The sequence below is a fragment of the Streptomyces sp. NPDC000229 genome, assembly GCF_040300825.1.
Classification (GTDB): domain Bacteria; phylum Actinomycetota; class Actinomycetes; order Streptomycetales; family Streptomycetaceae; genus Streptomyces.
Genome location: NZ_JBEPEL010000112.1, coordinates 1 through 20270 on the forward strand (window position 1 = coordinate 1; position 20270 = coordinate 20270).

18 protein-coding genes are annotated in these 20270 nt (G+C 72.8%); 11 read left to right on the top strand and 7 right to left on the bottom strand.

What is annotated here, in order from left to right; translation table 11 throughout:
- Nucleotides 1-91: 91 nt before the first annotated feature.
- Together ABT360_RS32590 and ABT360_RS32595 are read right to left on the bottom strand one after the other, a co-directional pair.
- Nucleotides 92-1543: a GAF domain-containing protein gene (locus ABT360_RS32590; protein ID WP_351824691.1), complete on the bottom strand. Its 1452-nt coding sequence runs from the start codon at nt 1541-1543 to the stop codon at nt 92-94.
- Between the two features lie 7 nt (nt 1544-1550).
- Nucleotides 1551-2594 carry a rod shape-determining protein gene (locus tag ABT360_RS32595; protein WP_351824740.1) on the bottom strand — a complete coding sequence of 348 codons (1044 nt, stop codon included), beginning with the start codon at nt 2592-2594 and terminating at the stop codon, nt 1551-1553.
- An 828-nt stretch (nt 2595-3422) separates the two neighbouring features.
- Here ABT360_RS32595 and ABT360_RS32600 point away from each other — a divergent pair.
- Nucleotides 3423-4232, top strand: a complete 810-nt coding sequence (locus ABT360_RS32600; protein ID WP_351824694.1) for an SCO2400 family protein — start codon at nt 3423-3425, stop codon at nt 4230-4232.
- 95 nt (nt 4233-4327) lie between these two features.
- On the opposite strand, the gene ABT360_RS32605 is transcribed toward ABT360_RS32600, so the two are convergent.
- The gene (locus ABT360_RS32605) at nt 4328-4762 is read right to left on the bottom strand and encodes a MarR family winged helix-turn-helix transcriptional regulator (protein ID WP_351824697.1); all 435 of its coding nucleotides are present in this window, start codon (nt 4760-4762) and stop codon (nt 4328-4330) included.
- A 105-nt stretch (nt 4763-4867) separates the two neighbouring features.
- Here ABT360_RS32605 and ABT360_RS32610 point away from each other — a divergent pair, with 105 nt between their 5' ends.
- The 8 genes from ABT360_RS32610 to ABT360_RS32645 all read left to right on the top strand — a co-directional run bounded on the left by ABT360_RS32610 (nt 4868) and on the right by ABT360_RS32645 (nt 13153).
- Complete coding sequence (locus tag ABT360_RS32610; RefSeq protein WP_351824700.1) at nt 4868-5887, top strand: NADP-dependent oxidoreductase; 1020 nt, start codon at nt 4868-4870, stop codon at nt 5885-5887.
- Nucleotides 5888-5953: 66 nt separating this feature from the next.
- On the top strand, nt 5954-6379 hold the full coding sequence (locus ABT360_RS32615; RefSeq protein WP_073751683.1) for an organic hydroperoxide resistance protein: 426 nt from the start codon (nt 5954-5956) through the stop codon (nt 6377-6379).
- Between the two features lie 370 nt (nt 6380-6749).
- Nucleotides 6750-7571 (top strand): EI24 domain-containing protein, encoded by an 822-nt coding sequence (locus tag ABT360_RS32620; RefSeq protein WP_351824704.1) that lies wholly within the window; start codon nt 6750-6752, stop codon nt 7569-7571.
- Nucleotides 7564-8169, top strand: a complete 606-nt coding sequence (locus ABT360_RS32625; protein WP_351824707.1) for a LysE family translocator — start codon at nt 7564-7566, stop codon at nt 8167-8169. Before ABT360_RS32620 ends, ABT360_RS32625 begins: the two co-directional genes overlap by 8 nt.
- Nucleotides 8170-8293: 124 nt before the next feature.
- Nucleotides 8294-9835, top strand: a complete 1542-nt coding sequence (locus ABT360_RS32630; RefSeq protein WP_351824710.1) for a Y4yA family PLP-dependent enzyme — start codon at nt 8294-8296, stop codon at nt 9833-9835.
- Nucleotides 9832-11151: a pyridoxal-phosphate dependent enzyme gene (locus tag ABT360_RS32635; RefSeq protein WP_351824713.1), complete on the top strand. Its 1320-nt coding sequence runs from the start codon at nt 9832-9834 to the stop codon at nt 11149-11151. The genes ABT360_RS32630 and ABT360_RS32635 overlap by 4 nt, the downstream gene beginning before the upstream one ends.
- A complete protein-coding gene (locus ABT360_RS32640) occupies nt 11144-12346 on the top strand; it encodes an aminotransferase class V-fold PLP-dependent enzyme (RefSeq protein WP_351824716.1) in 1203 nt (400 codons plus the stop codon). The genes ABT360_RS32635 and ABT360_RS32640 overlap by 8 nt, the downstream gene beginning before the upstream one ends.
- A gap of 48 nt (nt 12347-12394) precedes the next feature.
- Nucleotides 12395-13153: a class I SAM-dependent methyltransferase gene (locus ABT360_RS32645; protein ID WP_351824719.1), complete on the top strand. Its 759-nt coding sequence runs from the start codon at nt 12395-12397 to the stop codon at nt 13151-13153.
- Between the two features lies 1 nt (nt 13154).
- Here the strand turns inward: ABT360_RS32645 and ABT360_RS32650 are convergent, their stop codons facing one another.
- Both ABT360_RS32650 and ABT360_RS32655 read right to left on the bottom strand, forming a co-directional pair.
- Complete coding sequence (locus ABT360_RS32650; protein ID WP_351824722.1) at nt 13155-14384, bottom strand: pyroglutamyl peptidase; 1230 nt, start codon at nt 14382-14384, stop codon at nt 13155-13157.
- Nucleotides 14385-14415: 31 nt separating this feature from the next.
- Entirely contained in the window at nt 14416-14985 is a 570-nt protein-coding gene (locus tag ABT360_RS32655; protein WP_351824725.1) for a TetR/AcrR family transcriptional regulator, read from the bottom strand.
- A 69-nt stretch (nt 14986-15054) separates the two neighbouring features.
- Here ABT360_RS32655 and ABT360_RS32660 point away from each other — a divergent pair, with 69 nt between their 5' ends.
- Complete coding sequence (locus tag ABT360_RS32660; protein ID WP_444852367.1) at nt 15055-17574, top strand: beta-glucosidase; 2520 nt, start codon at nt 15055-15057, stop codon at nt 17572-17574.
- On the opposite strand, the gene ABT360_RS32665 is transcribed toward ABT360_RS32660, so the two are convergent.
- Entirely contained in the window at nt 17571-18512 is a 942-nt protein-coding gene (locus ABT360_RS32665; protein WP_351824731.1) for an aldose epimerase family protein, read from the bottom strand. The two genes, ABT360_RS32660 and ABT360_RS32665, sit on opposite strands and share 4 nt — an antisense overlap.
- Nucleotides 18509-19402, bottom strand: a complete 894-nt coding sequence (locus tag ABT360_RS32670; RefSeq protein WP_351824734.1) for an SGNH/GDSL hydrolase family protein — start codon at nt 19400-19402, stop codon at nt 18509-18511. The genes ABT360_RS32665 and ABT360_RS32670 overlap by 4 nt, the downstream gene beginning before the upstream one ends.
- 249 nt (nt 19403-19651) lie before the next feature.
- Between ABT360_RS32670 and ABT360_RS32675 the strand changes: the two genes are divergently transcribed.
- Nucleotides 19652-20146 (top strand): DUF3145 domain-containing protein, encoded by a 495-nt coding sequence (locus ABT360_RS32675; protein WP_351824737.1) that lies wholly within the window; start codon nt 19652-19654, stop codon nt 20144-20146.
- The last annotated feature ends 124 nt before the right edge of the window (nt 20147-20270 follow it).

Consider the following 20270-nt stretch of genomic DNA (forward strand, 5'->3'; position numbering starts at 1 on the left):
CGCCAATGCTCCGCAGTGGCTCGCTCCTCCGCCTTGCATCTGCACGCACCAGACCCCGCTCGCTGATCCGGCCTGATCCAAAAGACACGCCCTAGCGGGGCGACTGCCAGGTCACGGTCGTGCCCCGCGTGCCGTCGTCCCGCGCGCCGTCGTCCGTGACCGTCAGGCCGATGCCGGGGCGTCCGTCCGGGAGGGTGGTCATGGCGTCGACCTCGACGTCCACCGCCGTCAGGCCCGCCCGGCGGTGGGCCGCCGCCAGGGCGCCGCGCAGGGCGGCGAGGAGCTGTTCGGCGACCGGGTCGGTGACCAGGGCGTCCACCGCGCCGGTGAAGCGGACGGACGGCTGGAAGCCCAGCAGGGCCGCCGCGCCACCGGTCTCGCGCAGCACCCGGCCGCGGAAGGACCGGGGCGCCTCGGCCGGGGGCTGCTGGAGCGCGAAAATGGCGGTGCGGACCTCCTGGATGGTGGAGTCCAGCTCGTCCACCGCCCGGCCCAGCAGGTCCACCGCCACGGCGTCGGACGCCCGTCGCCGGGTGGACTCCAGCATCATCTCCGTGGCGAACAGCCGCTGGATCACCAGGTCGTGCAGGTCACGGGCGATCCGGTCGCGGTCCTCGTACACGGCGAGCCGTTCCCGGTCGGCTCGCGCGTCCGCGAGGACCAGCGCGAGTGCGGCCTGCGAGGCGAACTGGGAGGCCAGCTGCCGCTCCACCGCCGTGTACGGGCGGCCGCCCCGCCGGCGCGGCAGGGCGAGGGTGCCGATCAGCTTCCCGCCGCTTTGGAGGGGGAGCATCATCGAGGGGCCGAAGCGTGTACGGACGTGCGTGGTCATCCGGGGATCGGTCGCCGAGTCCTCGATGAACACCGGTTCCCCGCCGAGCAGTGGGACCAGGACCGGCGAGCCGGGCGCGATCGTCGTGCCGACGAGGTCGCCCGGGTCGTGGGGCGTCGACGCGGCCACGATCTCCATACCGTCCTCGTCGGTGGGCTGGAGGACCACCCCGGCCGCCGCGTCGGCGAGCAGCCGGGCCCGCTCGGCGACGGTCATCAGCGCGTCGGCCGCCGCCTCACCCGTCAGCAGCGCCGTCGTCACGGCCGCCGCGCCCTCGATCCACCGCTCCCGCTGCCGGGCCGTCTCGTACAGCCGGGCGTTGCCGATCGCGATACCCGCCTGCGAGGCGAGGACGCGCACCATCGCCAGGTCCTCCTCGGTGAACGGCCCGCCGCGCTTCCCGGTCAGGAAGAGGTGACCGAACACCTCGGTGTGGACCCGGACCGGTACGCCGAGGCCGTCGGGTCCGCCGAGGCCGTCGGGTCCGCCGGGCAGGCTGCCGATGTGCCGCCGGTCCTCCTCCGTCATGCCGACCGTGTACAGCTCGGCCGGGCGGCCGCGGTCGGGGTCGACGACCGCGAGGGCGCCGGTCCGCGCGTCGGTCAGTCCGGCGGCGGACTCCACGAGGTGCTGGAGGGTGGTGCGCAGCTCGAGGTCGGTACCGACGTTCAGTACCGCCTCGAGCAGCTCCGGCAGCCCGCCCCCGGCCACCCGTGCGTCACTCGGCTTCGGCGAGCGGGTTGAGCGTGATGGGCTGGACGCGGCCTTCCAGCATGGCCCCGAGCCCCAGTACGGCACAGATGTCGGGCCGTTCCGCGATCTGCACCGGCATCCCGGTCGCTTTGCGCAGCATCTGATCCAGGCCGGGCAGCAGCGCACTGCCGCCGACCATCATGATCCCGCGGTCGACGAGGTCGGCGACCAGGTCGGGCGGGCAGTCACGCAGCACCTTCCCGATGCCGTCGAGCACGGCCGTCAGCGGGGTGTGCAGCGCCTGGCGTACGGCGGCGGTGTCGACGAGCACCGAGCGGGCCAGGCCCGTGGCCACGTCCCGCCCGTGGATCTCGGTGGACGCCGGGCCGTGCGGAGTGAGGCCGTTGCCGTGCAGGGCGAGCTGGAGGGGGCGTACGGACTGGCTGGGCAGCATCAGCTCGTGCTGGTGGCGCAGGTACTGGATGACGGCGTGGTCGATGGCGTTGCCGCCCACCGGGATGCGCTCGGCGGTGACGATCGCGCCGAGCGACAGCACGGCGACCTGCGTGGTGGCCGCCCCGCACACCAGGATCATGGTGGCGGTGGGCTCCTCCACCGGCAGCCCGCAGCCGACCGCCGCCGCGATCAGCGTGTCGACGAGTTCCACCCGGCGGGCGCCGAGCCCGACGAGCGTTTCGATCGTGGCGCGCTGGGCGAGCGGGTCACTGTCGTGCGGGGTGCACGCGGCGGCCCGCAGCATCGGCTTGCGGCGCAGCTGGCGGCGGAGCTTCTCGCCGAGGAGGTGGCGCAGCATCCGCTGGGCCATCTCGATGTCGACGACGCTGCCACCGGCGATGGGGCGTACGACACGGATGTAATCGGGGGTGCGGCCGGTCATCTTCTCCGCGAAGTCGCCGACGGCGATCAGCGCGCCGGTGCGCGTGTTGACGGCGGCGACGCTCGGCTCGTCGACGACGAGTCCGGCACCCTTGACGAAGACCCGGGTCCTGGCGGCCCCCAGGTCGACGGCGACATGGCAGCGGCGCAACTGCTCGAGACTGACGGTCACGGTGCGGATCCTCCCAGGAGCGGTACGTCCTCGCATCGTGCGTTCGCGGGGCGCGCGGCGCGCGCCGGGGAAGCTGACGGGGTGACACGCAGCGGCCGAAGGAGCTACGACACGCCGGGGTGCCTGTACGAGCCGCTGGAGCAGCCCCCAGGTGAACTCGGCCACGCAACGAGCCCCGTCGGGCGGCGTGAACGCCAGCCGCCACCGGGTGGGCGCGCTGCCTTCCATCGGGCGGGCCGGCGGGAAGGCGCGGGCCACCTCGTCGACGGTGCAGCTCCACGGGCGCAGGTCGGCGACGTTGCGCAGTTCGGGGCCGGCCGCCCCGGGGGCGCGGACGAGCCACTCGTTCCACACCGGGCCGCCGCCGGGCGCGGCCAGCACCTCGAAGCGGAGGTCGGGCCAGAGCGGTACCGGCCACAGCAGCGCGTCGCACTCCAGGTCGCCGATGGTGCGGCGGGTCCGGGACTCGGGCTCGCCGAGCACGGAGCGGTAGCGGGCGAGTGCGCCCCGGGAACCGGGGGAGCGGGTCATGGCCTGCCAGCGGCGGTTGGCCTCCCGCATGCCGGCGATGGACACGCCCAGCTCACGGCGGGCGTCCTCGACCAGGCCCGGCTGGTGGTCGGCCATCCGGCGCAGCAGGACGAGCTGGAAGTCGAGGGGACCAAATGGGGCGGAGGGGGTGCCGGGGGCTCTCATGCCGACATCCTGCCCCTTCCGTATGCCTTGCGTACGAATCGAGCGGCGCGCCGGACATTGGCCGTTTCCACACAGGATCCTCACAGTCGCGAGTACCTCTGGTGTCCCGGCGCCGCATAATCTGCGGGCGCCATGGATTACTGCGACCAGTGTCAGCGGCACCTCAACGGCGCCCTGGCCTGTGCCGGGTGCGGTACGCCCGTCGAGGAGCTCCGGCACGATCCCCAGACGTCCGCGGCGGAACACGTCTACGAGCTGGACCGGGACGACGTGCATCCGCCTGCGGAGTCTCGTCGTGCGCGTGGGCAGGCGCGCCGCGCCCAGCCCGCTTCCCGGCGGTCGCGCCCGGTGGGGCGCCGGGCCCGCAAGCGGCGGGGTCGCAAGCTGCTGATCGGGTTGGTCGCGCTGATCCTGGCGGCCGGACTGCTGAGCCTGGCGGAGCTGGCGATCGAGCACCCCGGCGAGGACGGTGCCGCCACCGCCGTACGGCAGGACGACGTGGCGGTACCGCAGCCGCCGCCCGAGCAGCCGGAGGGCTCCGAGGCGCCGGACGGCCCGAGTCCGGTGAACGAACCGGTGTCGACGAGCTCCGCGCCGGGCGACCCCGAGGACGGTTCGGCCGCCGCGACCCCGGAGTCCGGCGCCCCGACGGGCGCGCCCGGCGCGTCCGCCTCCGCCCCCGGAGCCGGGCCGGGCGGCACCCCTTCCGCCCCGCGGCCGTCGGACGCCCCCGAGGAGCCGGGAAGCCCCGAGGCCCCGGGCCAGGAGGATCCGGCTCCGGAGGACCCGCCGCCGGGCGATCCCGGCGAGCCCGGCAACCCCGACGATCCGGAGGACCCGGCCCCCGACGAGCCGGCTCCCGACGACCCGCCGCCCGCGGAGCCGACCCCGGAACCCACGCCGACCGAGTCGTGCGACTGGTTCCTCTGGTGGTGCGTGTAGGGCGCCCCTGCTGGTCCGGCACCGGCGTGCCCGCCTCCCGCGCGTGCTCGTCCGGTCCGCCGCCCAGGGCCCGGCCCCGCCGTCGGCCGGCGCGGCTACGCCGCTCCGTCCCCCAGCATCCGCCGCAGCAGGTCGCGCAGGGCCGTGCGCTCGGCTTCCGAGAGGGCGGCCAGGGGCTCGCGGGCGAAGTCGAGGGCGTCCCGCAGGCGGCCGGCGGTGGCGCGGCCCTCGTCCGTGGCGGCGGCGATCTTGACCCGCCGGTCCGCCGGGTCCGGGCGGCGCTCCACCAGGCCGCGTGCCTCCAGCCGGTCCACGATGCCCGTCACATTGGACGGTTCGCAGCGCAGCGACTGCGCGATGCGGCGCATCGGAGTGGGCTGGAGGGCGAGCAGCCCGAGGACGCGCGCCTGCGCGCCGGTCAGGGAGTGCTGCGCGGCGGCCTGCTCGTACTCCTCGTGGTAGCGGGCCACCACCGTGCCGATCAGTTCGACCACTTCGAGGGTGAGCGGGTCTGTACGTCTGCTGGACATGGATCCAGGATACCCATTTACTTGACAACCTTAAATATCCAGGCGCATGGTTGTTTCAGGTTGTGAAAGAAACACAGCGTGAAGCAATTCCAGGAGGCACGCAGCATGTCCGCTCTTCCCGCGTCCGGCCGCGAATGGCACCTCGTCGCCCGCCCGCACGGCTGGCCCCAGCCCGAGGACTTCGCCCTCCGCGAGGCGCCCGTCGCCGAGCCGGCCGAGGGCCGGATCCTCGTCCGCAACCTGCACTTCTCGGTCGACCCGTACATGCGCGGCCGGATGAACGACGTGAAGTCGTACGTGCCGCCGTTCCAGCTCGACCACCCCATGGACGGCGGCGCCGTCGGTGAGGTCGTCGCCTCCAACGCCGAGGGCTTCGCGGTCGGCGACCACGTCCTGCACGGCCTCGGCTGGCGCGAGTACGCCGACGTCAACGCCAAGCACGCCACCAAGGTCGACGCGTCCCTCGCCCCGCTCTCCGCCTACCTCGGCGTCCTCGGCATGACCGGCCTGACCGCCTACGCCGGGCTCTTCGACGTGGCGTCCTTCAAGGAGGGCGACGTCGTCTTCGTCTCCGGCGCGGCCGGCGCCGTCGGCAGCCAGGTCGGCCAGATGGCCAAGCTCAAGGGCGCCTCCCGGGTCATCGGCTCGGCCGGCTCCGACGAGAAGGTCAGGCTCCTCACCGAGGAGTACGGGTTCGACGCCGCCTTCAACTACAAGAACGGCCCCGTCGCGGCCCAGCTCAAGGAAGCCGCCCCCGACGGCATCGACGTCTACTTCGACAACGTCGGCGGTGAGCACCTGGAGGCCGCGATCTCGTCCTTCAACGTGCACGGCCGCGCCACCATCTGCGGCATGATCGCCCAGTACAACAGCACCGAGCCGACCCCCGCCCCGCGCAACCTCGCGCTGGTCATCGGCAAGCGGCTGCGCCTCCAGGGCATGCTGGTCGGCGACCACGCCGCCCTCCAGCCGCAGTTCGTCAAGGAGGTCGCCGGGTGGCTGGCCTCCGGCGAGCTCAAGTACAAGGAGACCGTCGTCGAGGGCATGGAGAACGGCGTCGAGGCCTTCCTCGGGATGCTGCGCGGTGAGAACACCGGCAAGATGATCGTTTCGCTCACCCGATAGGCTCACCTCCAGCCCGCCGCGATCGTGGGCGCGAGTCGCGGCGCATCACAGGAGGAAACCTCTTACATGTCGATCCAGCAGTCCGACGTTCTGTACACCGCCGTCGCCACCGCCGAGAACGGGCGTGACGGCCGCGTCGCCACCAACGACGGCAAGCTCGACGTCGTCGTGAACCCGCCCAAGGAGATGGGCGGCTCCGGTGAGGGCACCAACCCCGAGCAGCTGTTCGCCGCCGGTTACAGCGCCTGCTTCCAGGGCGCGCTCGGTGTCGTCGCCCGCCAGGAGGGCGCCGACATCTCCGGCTCGACGGTCACGGCCGAGGTGGGCATCGGCAAGAACGCCGAGGGCTTCGGGATCATCGTCAAGATCTCGGCGAAGATCCCGAACGTGAGCGCCGCCACCGCCAAGGAGCTCATCGAGAAGGCCCACCAGGTCTGCCCGTACTCCAAGGCCACCCGCGGCAACATCACGGTCGACCTCGACGTCGCCTGATCACCGCGCCCGTACGGGGGCGTACGCACGTGCCGGAGGGCCGCACCCACCCAGGGTGCGGCCCTCCGCTCGCACCCGGCCCTCCGCTCGCACCCGGCGGCGCGTGTACCCGTACGCCGGGCCCGCCCGCGGGCCATTCCGGCCGGCCCGCGCCCAGGAACGGGTACGGCAGCGTCGGGTCCTGGAATCCCGCGAGCCCGGCCCGCTGCTCCGGCATCGGGGCCATCGGCAGGACCGGGCGGAAGCGCGGTCCGTGCTCCTCGGGCAGGCCGAGGAAACAGCTCTTCCCGCGTCCGGCCGGTCGCCCGGAGCACCACCTCGCCGGTCAGCGCGCCGATGACGTGCGCGTGGTAGCCGATAGGGTGAACCCATGCGTGATCTCGGGGTGGGCTTCGGTTACTTGGTGAAGGGCCAGCGCTGGGTCGGCCGGCACGGCCGGTGGTTCGGCTTCGGGCTGCTGCCCGGCCTGGTGACCCTGGTGCTGTATGCGGCTGCGCTGGCCGGTCTGGCGTACGGTGCGGACGACCTGACCGCGTGGGCGACGCCTTTCGCGGACGACTGGTCCTCGCCCTGGCAGGGCGCCTTCCGTGGCTTCCTGACCGCACTGCTCTTCGCCTTCGGGCTGTTCCTGGCCGTCGTCACCTTCACCGCCGTGACGCTCCTCGTCGGCCAGCCCTTCTACGAGTCGCTCTCCGAAGAGGTCGACCGCACCGAGGGCGGTGACGTGCCCCGGTCCGGGCTCCCGCTCTGGCGCGAACTGTGGATCTCCGCCCGCGACAGCCTGCGCATCCTCGTACGCGTCGTGCTGTACGGCATCGCCCTCTTCGCGCTCGGCTTCATCCCCGTCGTCGGCCAGACCGTCGTCCCGGTGCTCGGCTTCTGCGTCTCCGGCTTCTTCCTGGCCGAGGAGCTCACGGCGGTGGCGCTCCAGCGGCGCCGCGTCGAGCTCAAGGAGCGCCTCGCGATGCTGCGCGGCCGCCGCATGCTCACCCTGGGCTTCGGCGTCCCGCTGACCCTCGCCTTCCTGGTGCCGTTCGTCGCCGTGTTCCTGATGCCGGGTGCCGTCGCGGGCGCGACGCTGATGGTCCGCGACCTGGAGGCACCGCGTGACTCCCCCGCGGACGCGGGCACGGACGCGGGCACGGACGCGGACGACAAGGCCGGCAGGACCGGCCGGACGGCGCATGCCTGAGCTGCTCGCCGTCGCCGCCATCACGGTCCTCGCGGTCATCAGCCCGGGCGCCGACTTCGCGATGGTCGTGCGCAACAGCTACCTCTACGGCCGGACGACCGGCCTCTTCGCCGCCGCGGGAGTCGCGGCGGGCGTCCTCGTCCACGTCACGTACACGATGCTGGGCGTGGGCCTGCTGATCGCCGCCAACGCCGCGCTGTTCACCGCGATCAAGCTGGTGGGCGCGGCCTACCTGGTCTACATCGGCCTGCGGACGTTCTTCTCCCGCGCGGAGGTGACCGTCGACCTGGAGCCGAAGCAGACCCTGTCCCGGTGGGGCGCGCTGCGCACCGGTTTCCTCACGAACGTACTGAACCCCAAGACCACGCTGTTCGTGGTCTCCACCTTCACCCAGGTCGTCGGCCCGGACACGTCCCGGTGGCAGCAGGGCGCCTACGGCCTGTTCATGTCCCTCGCCCACCTGGCCTGGTTCGGTCTGGTGGCGCTCTTCTTCTCCCACTCCCGGCTGCGTACGTCGATGCTGCGCGCCCAGAAGGCCCTCAACCGCGCCATCGGCGCCACACTGATGGGGCTGGGGATCACGCTGGGCGTGACGTGACCATCCACAACGGCTGAATCCGGCCGTCTCCTTCCCCGCCGCCATCCCGTCAGGGAAAGTTGGGCATAAAGAGCGGGACGACGACGGGCGCCGGTCGGTATTCCTCGCGGGAGGAACAGCTGGGATGAGCACGGCTGGGATGAGCACGGCTCGGACGAACAAGGACGGGACGGACAAGGGCGGGACGAACACAGCGGGCACGGCCGGGGAGCCGTTGCACCTGGAACCGCGCCTGGAGGAGCGGTCGGCCGCCCTCCTGGAGTCGGGAGGATCGTTCCTCCACACCCTGGTGGACGCGCTGGGCTCACCCCTGAACGTCGTGCTGCCGGACCAGATCGCGGAGAACGTGGAGCGCTTCCGTTCCGTCTTCCGCCGTCACCGGCTCACCGGCCGGATCTTCTTCGCGCACAAGGCGAACCGCTCCAGCGCGCTGGTCCGGCGGCTGGTCACCACGGACGCCGCTCTGGACGCCGCGTCGCTCGGCGAGTTGCAGCACGCCCTGGCGTCCGGATGGACGGGCGACCGGATCATGACGACCGGACCCAAGGACCCGGAATTCCTGTGGCTGGCCACCCGCGCCGGGGCGGTCGTCAACGCCGACGGCCCCGGGGAGGTGGAGCAGGCCGCCGGTCTGGTACGGGAATACGGTCTGCCCCGGCTCCGCATCGTGCTGCGGCTTTCCGAGTTCGAGACGTCCGGCACCACCCTGCTGTCCCGCCGCAGCCGCTTCGGCTCCCCGGCACGGTCCCTGCAGCACCTGCTGGACACGGTCGACCGGCACCGGGACGAGCTGGAGCCGATCGGCGTCGGCTACCACCTCGACACCACGAGCCTGGACGAGAAGGCGGCCGCCCTCGAAGGCTGCCTGCGGGCCATGGAGGAGATGCAGGCGCGCGGCTTCTCCCCGCGCGCCATCGACGTCGGTGGCGGCTTCGGCGTCAACTACCTCGCCCATGCCGAACAGTGGGACCGGTACACCACCGCGCTCACCCACGCGGTCATGGGCCACCGCCCGCCCATGACCTGGGGCGGCCACGGCTACGGCCTCCGCATGGAGAGCGGCACCCTCAAGGGCTCCCTCGGCCTCTACCCGGCGCACCGCCCCCTCGCCGGCGCCGACTACCTCGACGAGCTGCTGGCGCGCCCCGCCGCCGGCCTCGGCGGCCGGCCGCTGGGCACCCTGCTGCTGGAGAGCCTCCACGAGCTGTACGTCGAGCCCGGCCGGGCCCTGGTGGACCAGTGCGGGCTCACGCTCGGCAGGGTGCTGGACGTACGGCACACGGAAACGGGCGAGCACCTGGTGCGCCTCGCGATGAACGCGGGTGACGTCGGCCTGGAGGACCACGGTGTCCTCATGGACCCCGTCCTCCTGCCCCGCGACGACGGCCCGCGGGAGGGGCCGGCGCCCGTCCACCTGATGGGCAACCTCTGCCTGGAGTCGGACCTGATCACCCGCCGCACCGTCCACCTGCCCCGGCTGCCGCGCCCCGGCGACCTCCTCGTCTTCCCCAACACCGCCGGCTACTGCATGGACTTCGGCGCCACCCACGCCCAGCAGCAGCCCGTCGCCCGCAAAGTCGCCGTTCACCAGGAAGGGGAGTCCTGGAAATGGTGCCTCGACGAGCAGTACTGGCCGATCACACGACCGGGGGGACAGCGCACATGAGGTACGACAGCATCACCGACGCCATCGGCGGCACACCGCTGGTGCGTATCGACCCCGAGGTCCATGGTCTGCGCACCATCGACCTCTACGCCAAGCTGGAGATGCTCAACCCCTTCGGCTCCCTGAAGGACCGGGCCGCGTGGAACATGGCCCGCGACGGCCTCGCCGCCGCCAGGGAGCGCGGCGAAACGGTCGTCGAACTGTCCAGCGGCAACACCGCCAAGGCGCTCGCGCTCATCGCGGGCCTGCACGGCCTGCCGTTCAAGAGCGTCACCAACCGGATGCGCATCCCCGAGATCAAGGACCTGCTCCTTCTCCTGGGCGCCGAGATCGAGGAGTTGCCGGGGCGGTCCGAGTGCCTCGACCCGACCGACACCGACGACCCGCTGACCCTCTTCCACCAGCGGCTGAACCGGCCCGGCAGCGCCCACTTCCACACCGACCAGTACTTCAACGCCCTCAACGCCGAGGCGCACGCCTCCGGTACCGGCCCCGAGATCATCGCGGACCTCGACGGCCGGGCCCCGGACTGGTTCATCGCCTGCGTCGGCACCGCCGGATCGTCCACCGGCGTCGCCAGGGCTCTGCGCGCCCACGACCCGGCGGTGAACGTCGTCGGGCTCGTCGGCGAGAAGAGCGACTTCATCCCCGGCATCCGTACCGCCGACGAGGTGCAGGAGGTCGGCCTCTTCGACCCGGCCACCTACGACACCATCGAGGCGGTGAGCGCCGACGAGGCCATCGACGGGATGGTGACCCTGCTGCGCCGCTGCGGTCTGCTCGCCGGACCGACCGGCGGAGCCGCGTACTTCGGAGCGGTACGCCACCTCAAGGCCCTGGACGGGGAGTCGGCGGAGCGGAAGACAGCCGTCTTCATCGTCTGCGACCGGGTCGAGAGCTACCTCGGGTACGTACGGGAGCGCCGCCCCGAGCTGCTGGGGCGGCCGCCGGTGAAGAACTCGGTGGCCACGCTCACCGACACGGAGGCCCGTACGGCCACCGTCATCGACGTCGCCGACGCCCAGAAGTGGATCGCGGAGCAGCGGCCGCTGGTGATCGACCTGCGCGGCCCGTTCGCGTACGCCGCGCTGCACATCGACGGCTCGGTGAACATCGTCGACGAGCTGTTCGACGAACTCCTGCGGGGCGGCCTGCCCTTCGGCAAGCGGCAGCCGGTGCTGCTGGCGTGCCCAGTGGGGGAGAAGTCAGCCCGGTACGCCGCCCTGTTGACGCGCATGGGCCACCCCGACGTACGCAGCCTGGCCGGCGGCATCGTGGCCTGGCGGGACGCGGGCGCGCCACTGGTGCGTGACTGAGGTGGCGGATGTCCTCCAGGAGCTGGAGCGCTGGCAGCGGGCGCTGCGCGCCCAGTTCCCGATCGTCGTCGGCCACCCGGATCTGGCCTACCTGGACAGCGCGGCCACCGCGCAGAAGCCGCGGGCCGTGCTGGACGCCGTCCAGCGCTATCTCACCACCTCCAACGCCAACGCGGGCCGGGGCTCCTACCCCTGGGCCAACTCCACCACCGCGCTGGTGGAGGACGCCCGCGAGCGGGTCAAGCGGTTCCTGGGCGATCCGGAACCGGACCGGTCGGCCGTGCACTTCACCAGCGGGACGACGGAGGGGTTGCGCTCGGTCGCCCGGGACTGGCTGCCCGAACTCCTCGCCGACGGGGACGAGATCGTCGTCCCGTTCCAGGACCACCAGGCCAACCTGTCGCCCTGGCTGGAGGTCCAGGAGCTGCTGGCCCGCCAGGGCGTGGGCATCCGGGTCCGGGAGCTGCCGTACCAGGCGGCCTCCGGCGACTACGATCCGGCGGCGCTCGCGGCGATCGTCGGCCCCCGTACCCGTTTCGTGGCCGCCACGCACGTGCACCACGTGTACGGCGCCGACATGAACGTGCACCGCCTCCGCCGGGTCGTCGGGCCGGACGTCCCCATCTGCCTGGACGCCGCGCAGAGCGTCGGGCACCTGCCGGTGTCCGTGGCCGACCTGGACGTGGACTTCGTGGTGTTCTCCGGCCACAAGGCGCTCGCCCTGCCCGGTACGGGCGCGGTGTGGGCCCGGCGGCGGCGCGGTCCCGACTTCCGGCCGGGCGGCTGGCGGGGCACCCCGAACACGGTCGGCATCGCCTCCCTGGTGGCGGCGCTCGACTGGCTGGAGGAGGCCGGGACCGACCGGATCGAACGCTGGACCGTGGCGCTGACCTCCCTGCTGACCGACGGGCTCAGCCGGATGGAGGGCACCTACGAGGTCCTCGGCTGCCGCACCAGCCTGGCGGCCGGGTCCGAGGTGCAGCGGCGGCGGAGTCTGGTGACCTTCCGGCACCGGGCGATCGACGCCCACGACCTGGGCTTCATCCTCTTCAGCCACGGGTTCATGGTGCGGTCCGACGGCCACTGCCAGGCCGGGAGGGGCGACAGGGACGGATCCGTACGCGTGAGCCTCCATGTGCACAACACACCCGAAGAGATGGAAAGGCTGCTCGCCACGCTCGCCAATCTGCAATGATTTTCAATAGCAGAAGCGGGTCGTGAGGTGTGGAGGACACGGGCGGCTATGGGAATGAACGCGGTGACGGCCGCGCGGTGGGTGGAGCGCTGGGAGGACCAGCAACAGCGGTACGCGGTCGACCGCGAGGAGAGCTTCACCGTCATCGCGGACGTGGTCGAGCATGTGACGCGCGGCCAGACCGAGCCGCCGCTCGTCCTGGACCTCGGGAGCGGACCGGGCTCCCTGGCGGCACGGCTGGCAGGCCGCCTCCCGGGCGCGGAGGTGCTCGCCGTGGACGGCGACCCGCTCCTGCTGGAGCTGGGCAGCACGTACTACGGCTCCGCCCTGCGCTACGTCGAGGCGATGATCGGCGACCCCGGCTGGCTCGACGCGCTCGCCCTGGACCGCCCGGTGGACGCGGCCGTGTCGGCGACGGCCCTGCACTACCTGGACCGCCCCACCCTGCGCCGGGTCTACCGGGAACTGGCCGGGCGGCTGCGCCCCGGCGGCGTCCTCGTCAACGGCGACCACATCAGCCCGGACTCGCCCAAGGTCTCCGAGCTGGCCGTCGACATCGGACGCCGCCACGCCGAACGGCACCTGACCTTCTCCCACGACGACTGGGAGTCCTGGTGGTCGGGCGCCGCCTCCGACCCGGAGCTGGCGCGCTTCCTCGACCGGCGCGGGAGCCACCGGCACCCGCGCTGCGAGGGCAACGACCTGACCATCTCCAGCCACCTGGACCTGCTGCGCGAGGCCGGGTTCGAGCATGTGGGCGTGGTCTGGCAGTACGGCCACAGCCACATCCTGGCCGCCGTCCGCTGACTCAACTCCCCGCTGCGGCCACCGCGATGACGGACCTGACCTGGGACGTGATGTCCGCCCGGTTGCGCAGGAACTCCGGGTCGGTCACCGCGCCGGTGTTGCCCGCGCCGAACTGGAGGACCGGCGTGTGCACATGCCCGCCCGGCAGGTCCGCCAGGCCCAGCCGGTCGCGCAGCAGTGTGGCGCGGTACGCGATCTCGTTGGACAGGTAGTCCCCGCCGCCGCCCGCGCGGGCCGCCGAACCCGGGGTCGGGCCCTCCGGCCGGACCACCGGGGCCGTACCGCCCGCAGGGACCTCGGTCACCGACGTGTTGTCGTACACCGGGAACCGGCCCGTGCCGGCCGCGACGATCTTCGCGTACGGCAGGGTCGTCGTGGTCCACTGCGGTTGGGACGCCGGGTCCGAGACCGGTACGAGGCCCTTCTCGGACACGTTCTCGTTGTCGCCGAACCCACCGCGCCAGGCCCCGTTGAACCGCTCGATGTCGAAGCGGCCGACCCGGCCCTGGCTCACCGTCGTGAAGGCGTCCACGCGCGGCAGGTGCGGCCGGAGCGTCCGCTCCACCTCGCCGTCCGCGAAGTCCGCCCAGCGCACCGGGAACACCGCCGTCTCCACCCGGGCGAGGCGCCCGTCCGCCGTCCGGATCAGCGTCCCGTCCAGCGCCAGCGCCGCCGCGCCCGACGGGTTGCTGATCCGGATGTCCCGGTCCAGCGTGAACGGGTCGAACCCGGTCATCAGCACCCGCTTGACGCCCTTCCCGGCGGGGAAGCGGATCGCGTCCTGGCCGCGCGAGGCGGTCTCCAGCCGGTCCAGCAGCCGCGCCCGCGCGGCCGGGGACAGGGTGAAGCCCGGCTCCCACGAGCGCAGTTCACGGGTCATGGCCAGCCGCGCCCAGTACAGCGGCCGGTCGTCGTCCCGGCTCAGGTCGCCCCGCGCCGGTCCCCGTCCCTGCGTCCGGTCCACCGCCCGCTGCCACAGCCGCGAGGCGTGCCGTACGACGGCCCGCTCGGCCGCCGCGTACGACCCGGCACCACCCAGCGCGGCGGCGAACTCGGGCGCCACCGTGTCGAATCCGCTGCGCGCGAGGATCTCCCGCGGTACGGCCCGGTCGAGACGGGCCTCCTCGACGGTGGGCTCCACGGCGGGGGATGCCGCCTGGGAGGGAGGCGTGGAAACCGTCAGCGCGGCGAGCGCGGCAACGAGCGTCGTACGCAACCGTATTCGTGACACAGGCGCAGCCTTCCGTAGGGGTGCCGGAACGCTATCGCGCCCCCAACAGCCGCAGAAAGTCCCGGAAGGCGGCCGGCATGTCCACCGCGTCCGGATCCAGCAACCACTGGTACTGGAGTCCGTCCATCACGGCCGTCATCAGCGGTGCCGCCTGCTCGGGGGTCAGCCCGCCGGGCAGCCGGTCCCCGTACGCCGCCCGCAGGACGGCTGCCATCTCGCCCCGCACCTGGGCGTAACGGCGGGTGAAGAACTCCCGCGCCGGGTGATCCTCCGTCACGCTCTCACCGAGCAGCGCCGAGAACGTCTGCACGATGCCCGGTCGCATCGCGTTGTACTCGACGAGCGAGTCCAGCAGGTCGAGCCGCCAGCCCTCACGGGCCCCGCTCCCGCCCGTGTCCCACTGGTCGCGCTCCTCCAGGACCGCGACGAGCAGGGCCTCCTTGGTGGGGAAGTAGTGCAGGAGCCCCTGCTGGGTCAGGCCGACCCGTTCGGCGACCGCCCCGAGCGACGCGCCCCGGTAGCCCCGCTCGGCGATCACTTCGAGGGCCGCGCGCACGATCTCGGCACGCCGCTCCTCGCTCCTGGCCCTGGCCGCTGCCATCCGCGCACTCCACATCTTCTATTACGGAAAGATAACGAAACCTACCGCCCTACAGGTAAAGGGCGCACCATGAGCGCACTGCACGCACGCCGACACGGAGGTACGACAGTGACAGACCCGACCGGCACCCGGCACGAAGAGGCGCGCGACGAGGCACGTGAAGAGGCGCGCGAGAGGGCCGTCGCGGCAGCACTCGCCACGCTCGACCTGGACGCCAAGACCCGTCTCCTGGCCGGACAGGACATGTGGTCCCTGCCCGCCCTCCCGGAGATCGGCCTGAAGTCGCTGGTCATGTCCGACGGCCCGATCGGCGTACGCGGCGTCCGCTGGACCGCCGACGACCCGTCCGTCGCCCTGCCGTCCCCCACCGCGCTCGCCGCCACCTGGGACCCCGCCCTCGCCCGCCGCGCCGGCCGGCTCCTCGCCCAGGAGGCCCGACGCAAGGGCGTCCACGTCCTCCTCGCCCCCACCGTCAACCTGCACCGCTCACCCCTCGGCGGCCGCCACTTCGAGGCGTACAGCGAGGACCCGTACCTCACCGGCGAGATCGGCACCGGTTATGTCCTGGGCGTCCAGGACGGCGGCGTCGGCACCACCGTCAAGCACTTCGTCGCCAACGACGCCGAGACCGACCGCTTCACCGTCGACAACAGGATCGACGACCGGACGCTCCGCGAGATCTACCTCGCCCCCTTCGAGGCGATCGTCGAGAACGCCCGCCCCTGGGGCATCATGACCGCCTACAACCAGGTCAACGGCCGCACCATGACCGAGCACCACCACCTGGTCAACGAGGTGCTGCGCGGCGAGTGGGGCTTCGACGGCTGCAACGTCTCCGACTGGATGGCCGCCCGCGACACCAAGGGTGCCGTCGAAGGCGGCCTCGACGTCGCCATGCCCGGCCCCCGGACGGTGTACGGCGAGGCGCTCGCCGCAGCCGTGCGGGCCGGCGAGGTCGACGAGACGGTCGTCGACGGAGCCGTACGCAACGTACTGCGCCTCGCCGCCCGCGTCGGCGCCCTGGACGGCGCGGAGCCGGCCGTCACCGAGCTGCCGGCGCCTCTCGACGGGGACGCCCTCGCCCGTGAGATCGCCCGCCGCTCCTTCGTCCTCGTACGGAACCAGGGCGCCCTGCCCCTCACGCGAGGCCGCACCGTCGCGCTCATCGGCGCCGCGGCCCGCGACGCCCGCGTCCTCGGCGGCGGCTCCGCGCAGGTCTTCCCCGACCACATCGTCTCCCCGCTCGACGGTCTCACCGCCGCCCTCCCCGCCGATGCGCTGGCCTACGCCGTCGGCGCCGACCCCAGCGACGAACTCACCCCCGCCGGACAGGGCTTCACGCTCCGCGCCGTCTGCCGCGACGCGGAAGGGAACGTCCTCGGCGAAGGGTCCCTGCCCGGCGGCCAGGTCCAGTGGATCGGCGACGACCTCCCCGAGGGCGTCACCTACGACACCCTGCACAGCATCGAGGTCACCGGCACCTTCACGCCCCGCGAGAGCGGCGAGCACGCCTTCGGCACGCGCGGCCTCGGCGCCTTCACCCTCACCGTCGCGGGCGAGATCCTCTACGACGGCGTCCAGGAGATGGGCGACGAGGCCGACCCCTTCGAGGCGTTCTTCGGCGCCCCGCTGGAACGCGGCAAGGCCGCCCTCACCGAGGGCGTGCCGGTCGAGGTGTCGCTGTTCCACCCGCTCGGCCAGGAGCACGCGGCGCCGCTGCCGGGCGTGATGTTCTCCCTGGTCCACCTCGGGCCGCGGCGCGACCCCGACGAGCTGATCGCCGAGGCCGCCGAGGCCGCCCGCGCCGCCGACACCGCGATCGTCGTGGTCGCCACCACCGAGCGGGTCGAGTCCGAGGGCTTCGACCGTGCCGACCTGAAGCTCCCCGGCCGCCAGGACGACCTCGTGCGGGCCGTCGCCGCCGCCAACCCGGACACCGTCGTGGTCGTCAACGCGGGCTCCCCCGTCGAGATGCCCTGGCGCGACGACGTGGCCGCCGTGCTGCTGAGCTGGTTCCCCGGCCAGGAAGGCGGCGCCGCGCTCGCCGACGTGCTCCTCGGTGCCGAGGAACCCGGCGGCCGCCTGCCCACCACCTGGCCGGCCGCGCTCGCCGACGCCCCGGTCACCGAGGTCACCCCGGTGAACGGCGAACTCCACTACCGCGAGGGCCTCTTCACCGGCTACCGCGCCTATGACCGGGCCGGCACCACGCCCGCGTACCCCTTCGGCCACGGCCTCGGCTACACCACCTGGGCGTACGAGGCCCTGGAACTGTCCCCGGAGAGCGCCACGATCCGCGTCCGCAACACCGGCTCCCGCCCCGGCCGCGAGACCGTCCAGCTGTACGTCGCCCCCGTGGACGACCGGATGGGGCGCCCGGCCCGCCGGCTGGCCGGCTTCGCGGGCGTCGAGGCGGGCCCCGGCGAGACCGTGGAGGCCGAGATCGGGCTCCCCCGACGGGCGTTCGAGATCTGGGACGAGAAGACCGGCGGGTGGACGGCGATCTCCGGTACGTACGAGATCCACGTCGGCCGTTCCCTGACCGACACCCGTCTCCGCGCCACGCTGACGGTCGGTGGAACGGACTAGCGGATCCCGAACGCGTACACGGTCTCCGACGCGTACACCTCGCCGGGCCGCAGGACCGTACTCGGGAACTGCGGCCGGTTCGGGGAGTCGGGGAAGGCCTGGGTCTCCAGGGCGACGCCGTCCAGGTGGTCGGGCGCGTACACCTGGAGGCCCGGCTCGGTCGTACGGACCGTCAGCAGCCGTCCGGTGACCGGCGAGTACAGCTCCGCCGCCGGGCCGTCGCGGTCACCGTCACCGTCCAGCACGAAGTTGTGGTCGAGACCCGTGCCCACCGGGCGCGACGTACGGAAGTCGAGCCGGGTGCCGTCCACCTTCGCGATCTCACCCGTGGGGATCGCGGCACCGTCCAGCGGCGTGAAGTGCCCGGCCGCGAGCCGCATCTCGTGCGCGCCGCCCAGGTTCCAGTACGTGTGGTTCGTCAGGGCCACGACCGTCGGCGCGTCCGTGACCGCCTCGTACGCGATCCGCAGCGCGCCCGACGCGTCCAGGGTGTACGCGGCGGAGACCTCCAGCCGCCCGGGGAACCCCTCCTCGCCGTCCGGGCTCACCCGCGACAGCCGTACGCCGCCGTCGACCGCCTCCGCCTCCCACACCCGCTTGTCGAACCCGCGCTCGCCACCGTGCAGGCTGTTCGGGCCGCCGTTGCGGGCCAGCCGGTAGGCGCGGCCGTCCAGGGTGAACGCCCCGCCGGCTATCCGGTTCGCGTACCGCCCCACCAGGGCCCCGAAGTACGGCCCCGGATCGGCCTCGTAACCGGCGGGGGAGCCGTACCCCAGCACCACGTTCGCCACGGCACCGTCCCGGTCGGGCACCTCCACCGACTGCACGATGCCGCCGTACGTCAGCACCCCCACCCGGGTGCCGCCCCGCTCCAGGACCCAGCGATGGACAGCCGTACCGTCGGCCAGCCGGCCGCCCGGTTCACATCGTGCACTCATGCGGTGATGATCCGGTACGCGATCTCCGCCAGCCGCTCCTGGCCGTTCCTGCTCGGGTGGAACCAGTCCCACGGGCTGAGCTGCTCGCCGGTGAACCGGTAGTCGAACACCGCCCCGCCGTCGTACCGGCACAACCGGTCCTTCGCACACACGTCCCGGAGCACCTCGTTGTACGCCACCACCCGCTCGTACACCTCCTCGCGCCGCTCCTCGGCCGCCACGCCCAGGTTGTCGGCGTCACCCAGCATCGACGCGCAGACGCCCAGCTTCCACACCTGCTTGCCGAGCGCGCTGCCCCGGCCGGTCGACCACAGCCGCTTCAAGTCCGGCACGCTCGACACGTACACCTGGCTCTTCGGCGACGCCTTGCGCAGCTCCCGCATCGCCTCCTCGAACGAGGCGCGGAAGTCCGGGACCGGTGTCATCAGGTCGCTGCTGTCCCGGCAGGCGTCGTTCGCGCCGACCATCACCGCCACGAGTCCCGGCTTCTTCGCCGCGGCCTTCGTCATCTGGCTCGGCAGCTCCGCCACCCGCGCGCCGGACCTGGCCAGGTTCCAGCTGCGGGTGGGCAGCGCCGACGGTCCGAGGAGCCGCCGCGCGAGGCTGTTCACCCGTGCGTCGCCGCCGGTCGCCCAGGACGCCTCCGGGCAGTCCACCAGCACCCCGCACGCGTCGAAGCCGCGGGTGATCGAGTCCCCGACGGCCGCGATCGAGGCGGGGCTCGGGTCCCACGCGGGGGTCGGTCTGGGTGAGGGGGAGGGGCGCGACGCCACGCCCGGCCCGCGCTCCGGTTCCACCTCGCACCCGGACAGCGCCGCGCCCGCCACCAGGGCAGCGGCAGCCGCCCACGCGGCGAGCGGTCGTATCCGGCCTCGTCGGCTGTCGGGCATCCGGTAGCCCTTTCGTCGGCGTCCTGGCGAGTGAAAGCTTGGTGTCAAGGTCCCCCGGGCAGACCGTACGTCATCCCAAGCGCCCCGGCGCACGGTAGCTTTTCCCCGTCGAACCGTCAGGCGCCTTCGCCAACCGGCTCCGGTAAATTACATCACGTCACATGCTGTCCCTTTTGCGGAGTTTCACTCCCGATGCTGTTTACTGAGGCCGCTGGGAAAGGCGAACCTCGTCCCACACTGGAGGTCCCGGTGACGACACGTGGAGTCCTGTACGTACACTCCGCACCGCGCGCGCTGTGCCCGCACGTCGAATGGGCGGTGGCGGGAGTGCTCGGTGCGAGGGTCCAACTCGACTGGATCCGGCAGCCGGCCTCCCCGGGCACCTGGAGAGCGGAGTTCTCCTGGCAGGGCGAACCGGGCACCGCCTCCAAGCTCGCCTCCGCGCTGCGCGGCTGGCAGATGCTGCGCTTCGAGGTCACCGCCGAGCCCTGTTCCACCGCCGAGGGCGAGCGCTACAGCGCCACGCCCGAGCTGGGCATCTTCCACGCGGTCACCGGCATCCACGGCGACATCCTGATCCCCGAGGACCGCCTCCGCGCCGCGCTCGTACGCTCCGCCCAGGGCGAGACCCAGCTGGAGGCGGAGATCGCCCGGCTCCTCGGCAAGCCCTGGGACGACGAACTCGAGCCCTTCCGCTACGCCGGCGAAGGCGCCCCGGTCCGCTGGCTCCACCAAGTGGTCTGACCCCCGGTCCGACACCCGCACCCCTTCACGGCCCGGGGCCAACCCGCGCGACACCGAGTTCTTCGCCCGCGCCAAGCAGGAGATCCGCTTCCAGCACGCGCAGCTCGTCGCCTTCGGCGCCACC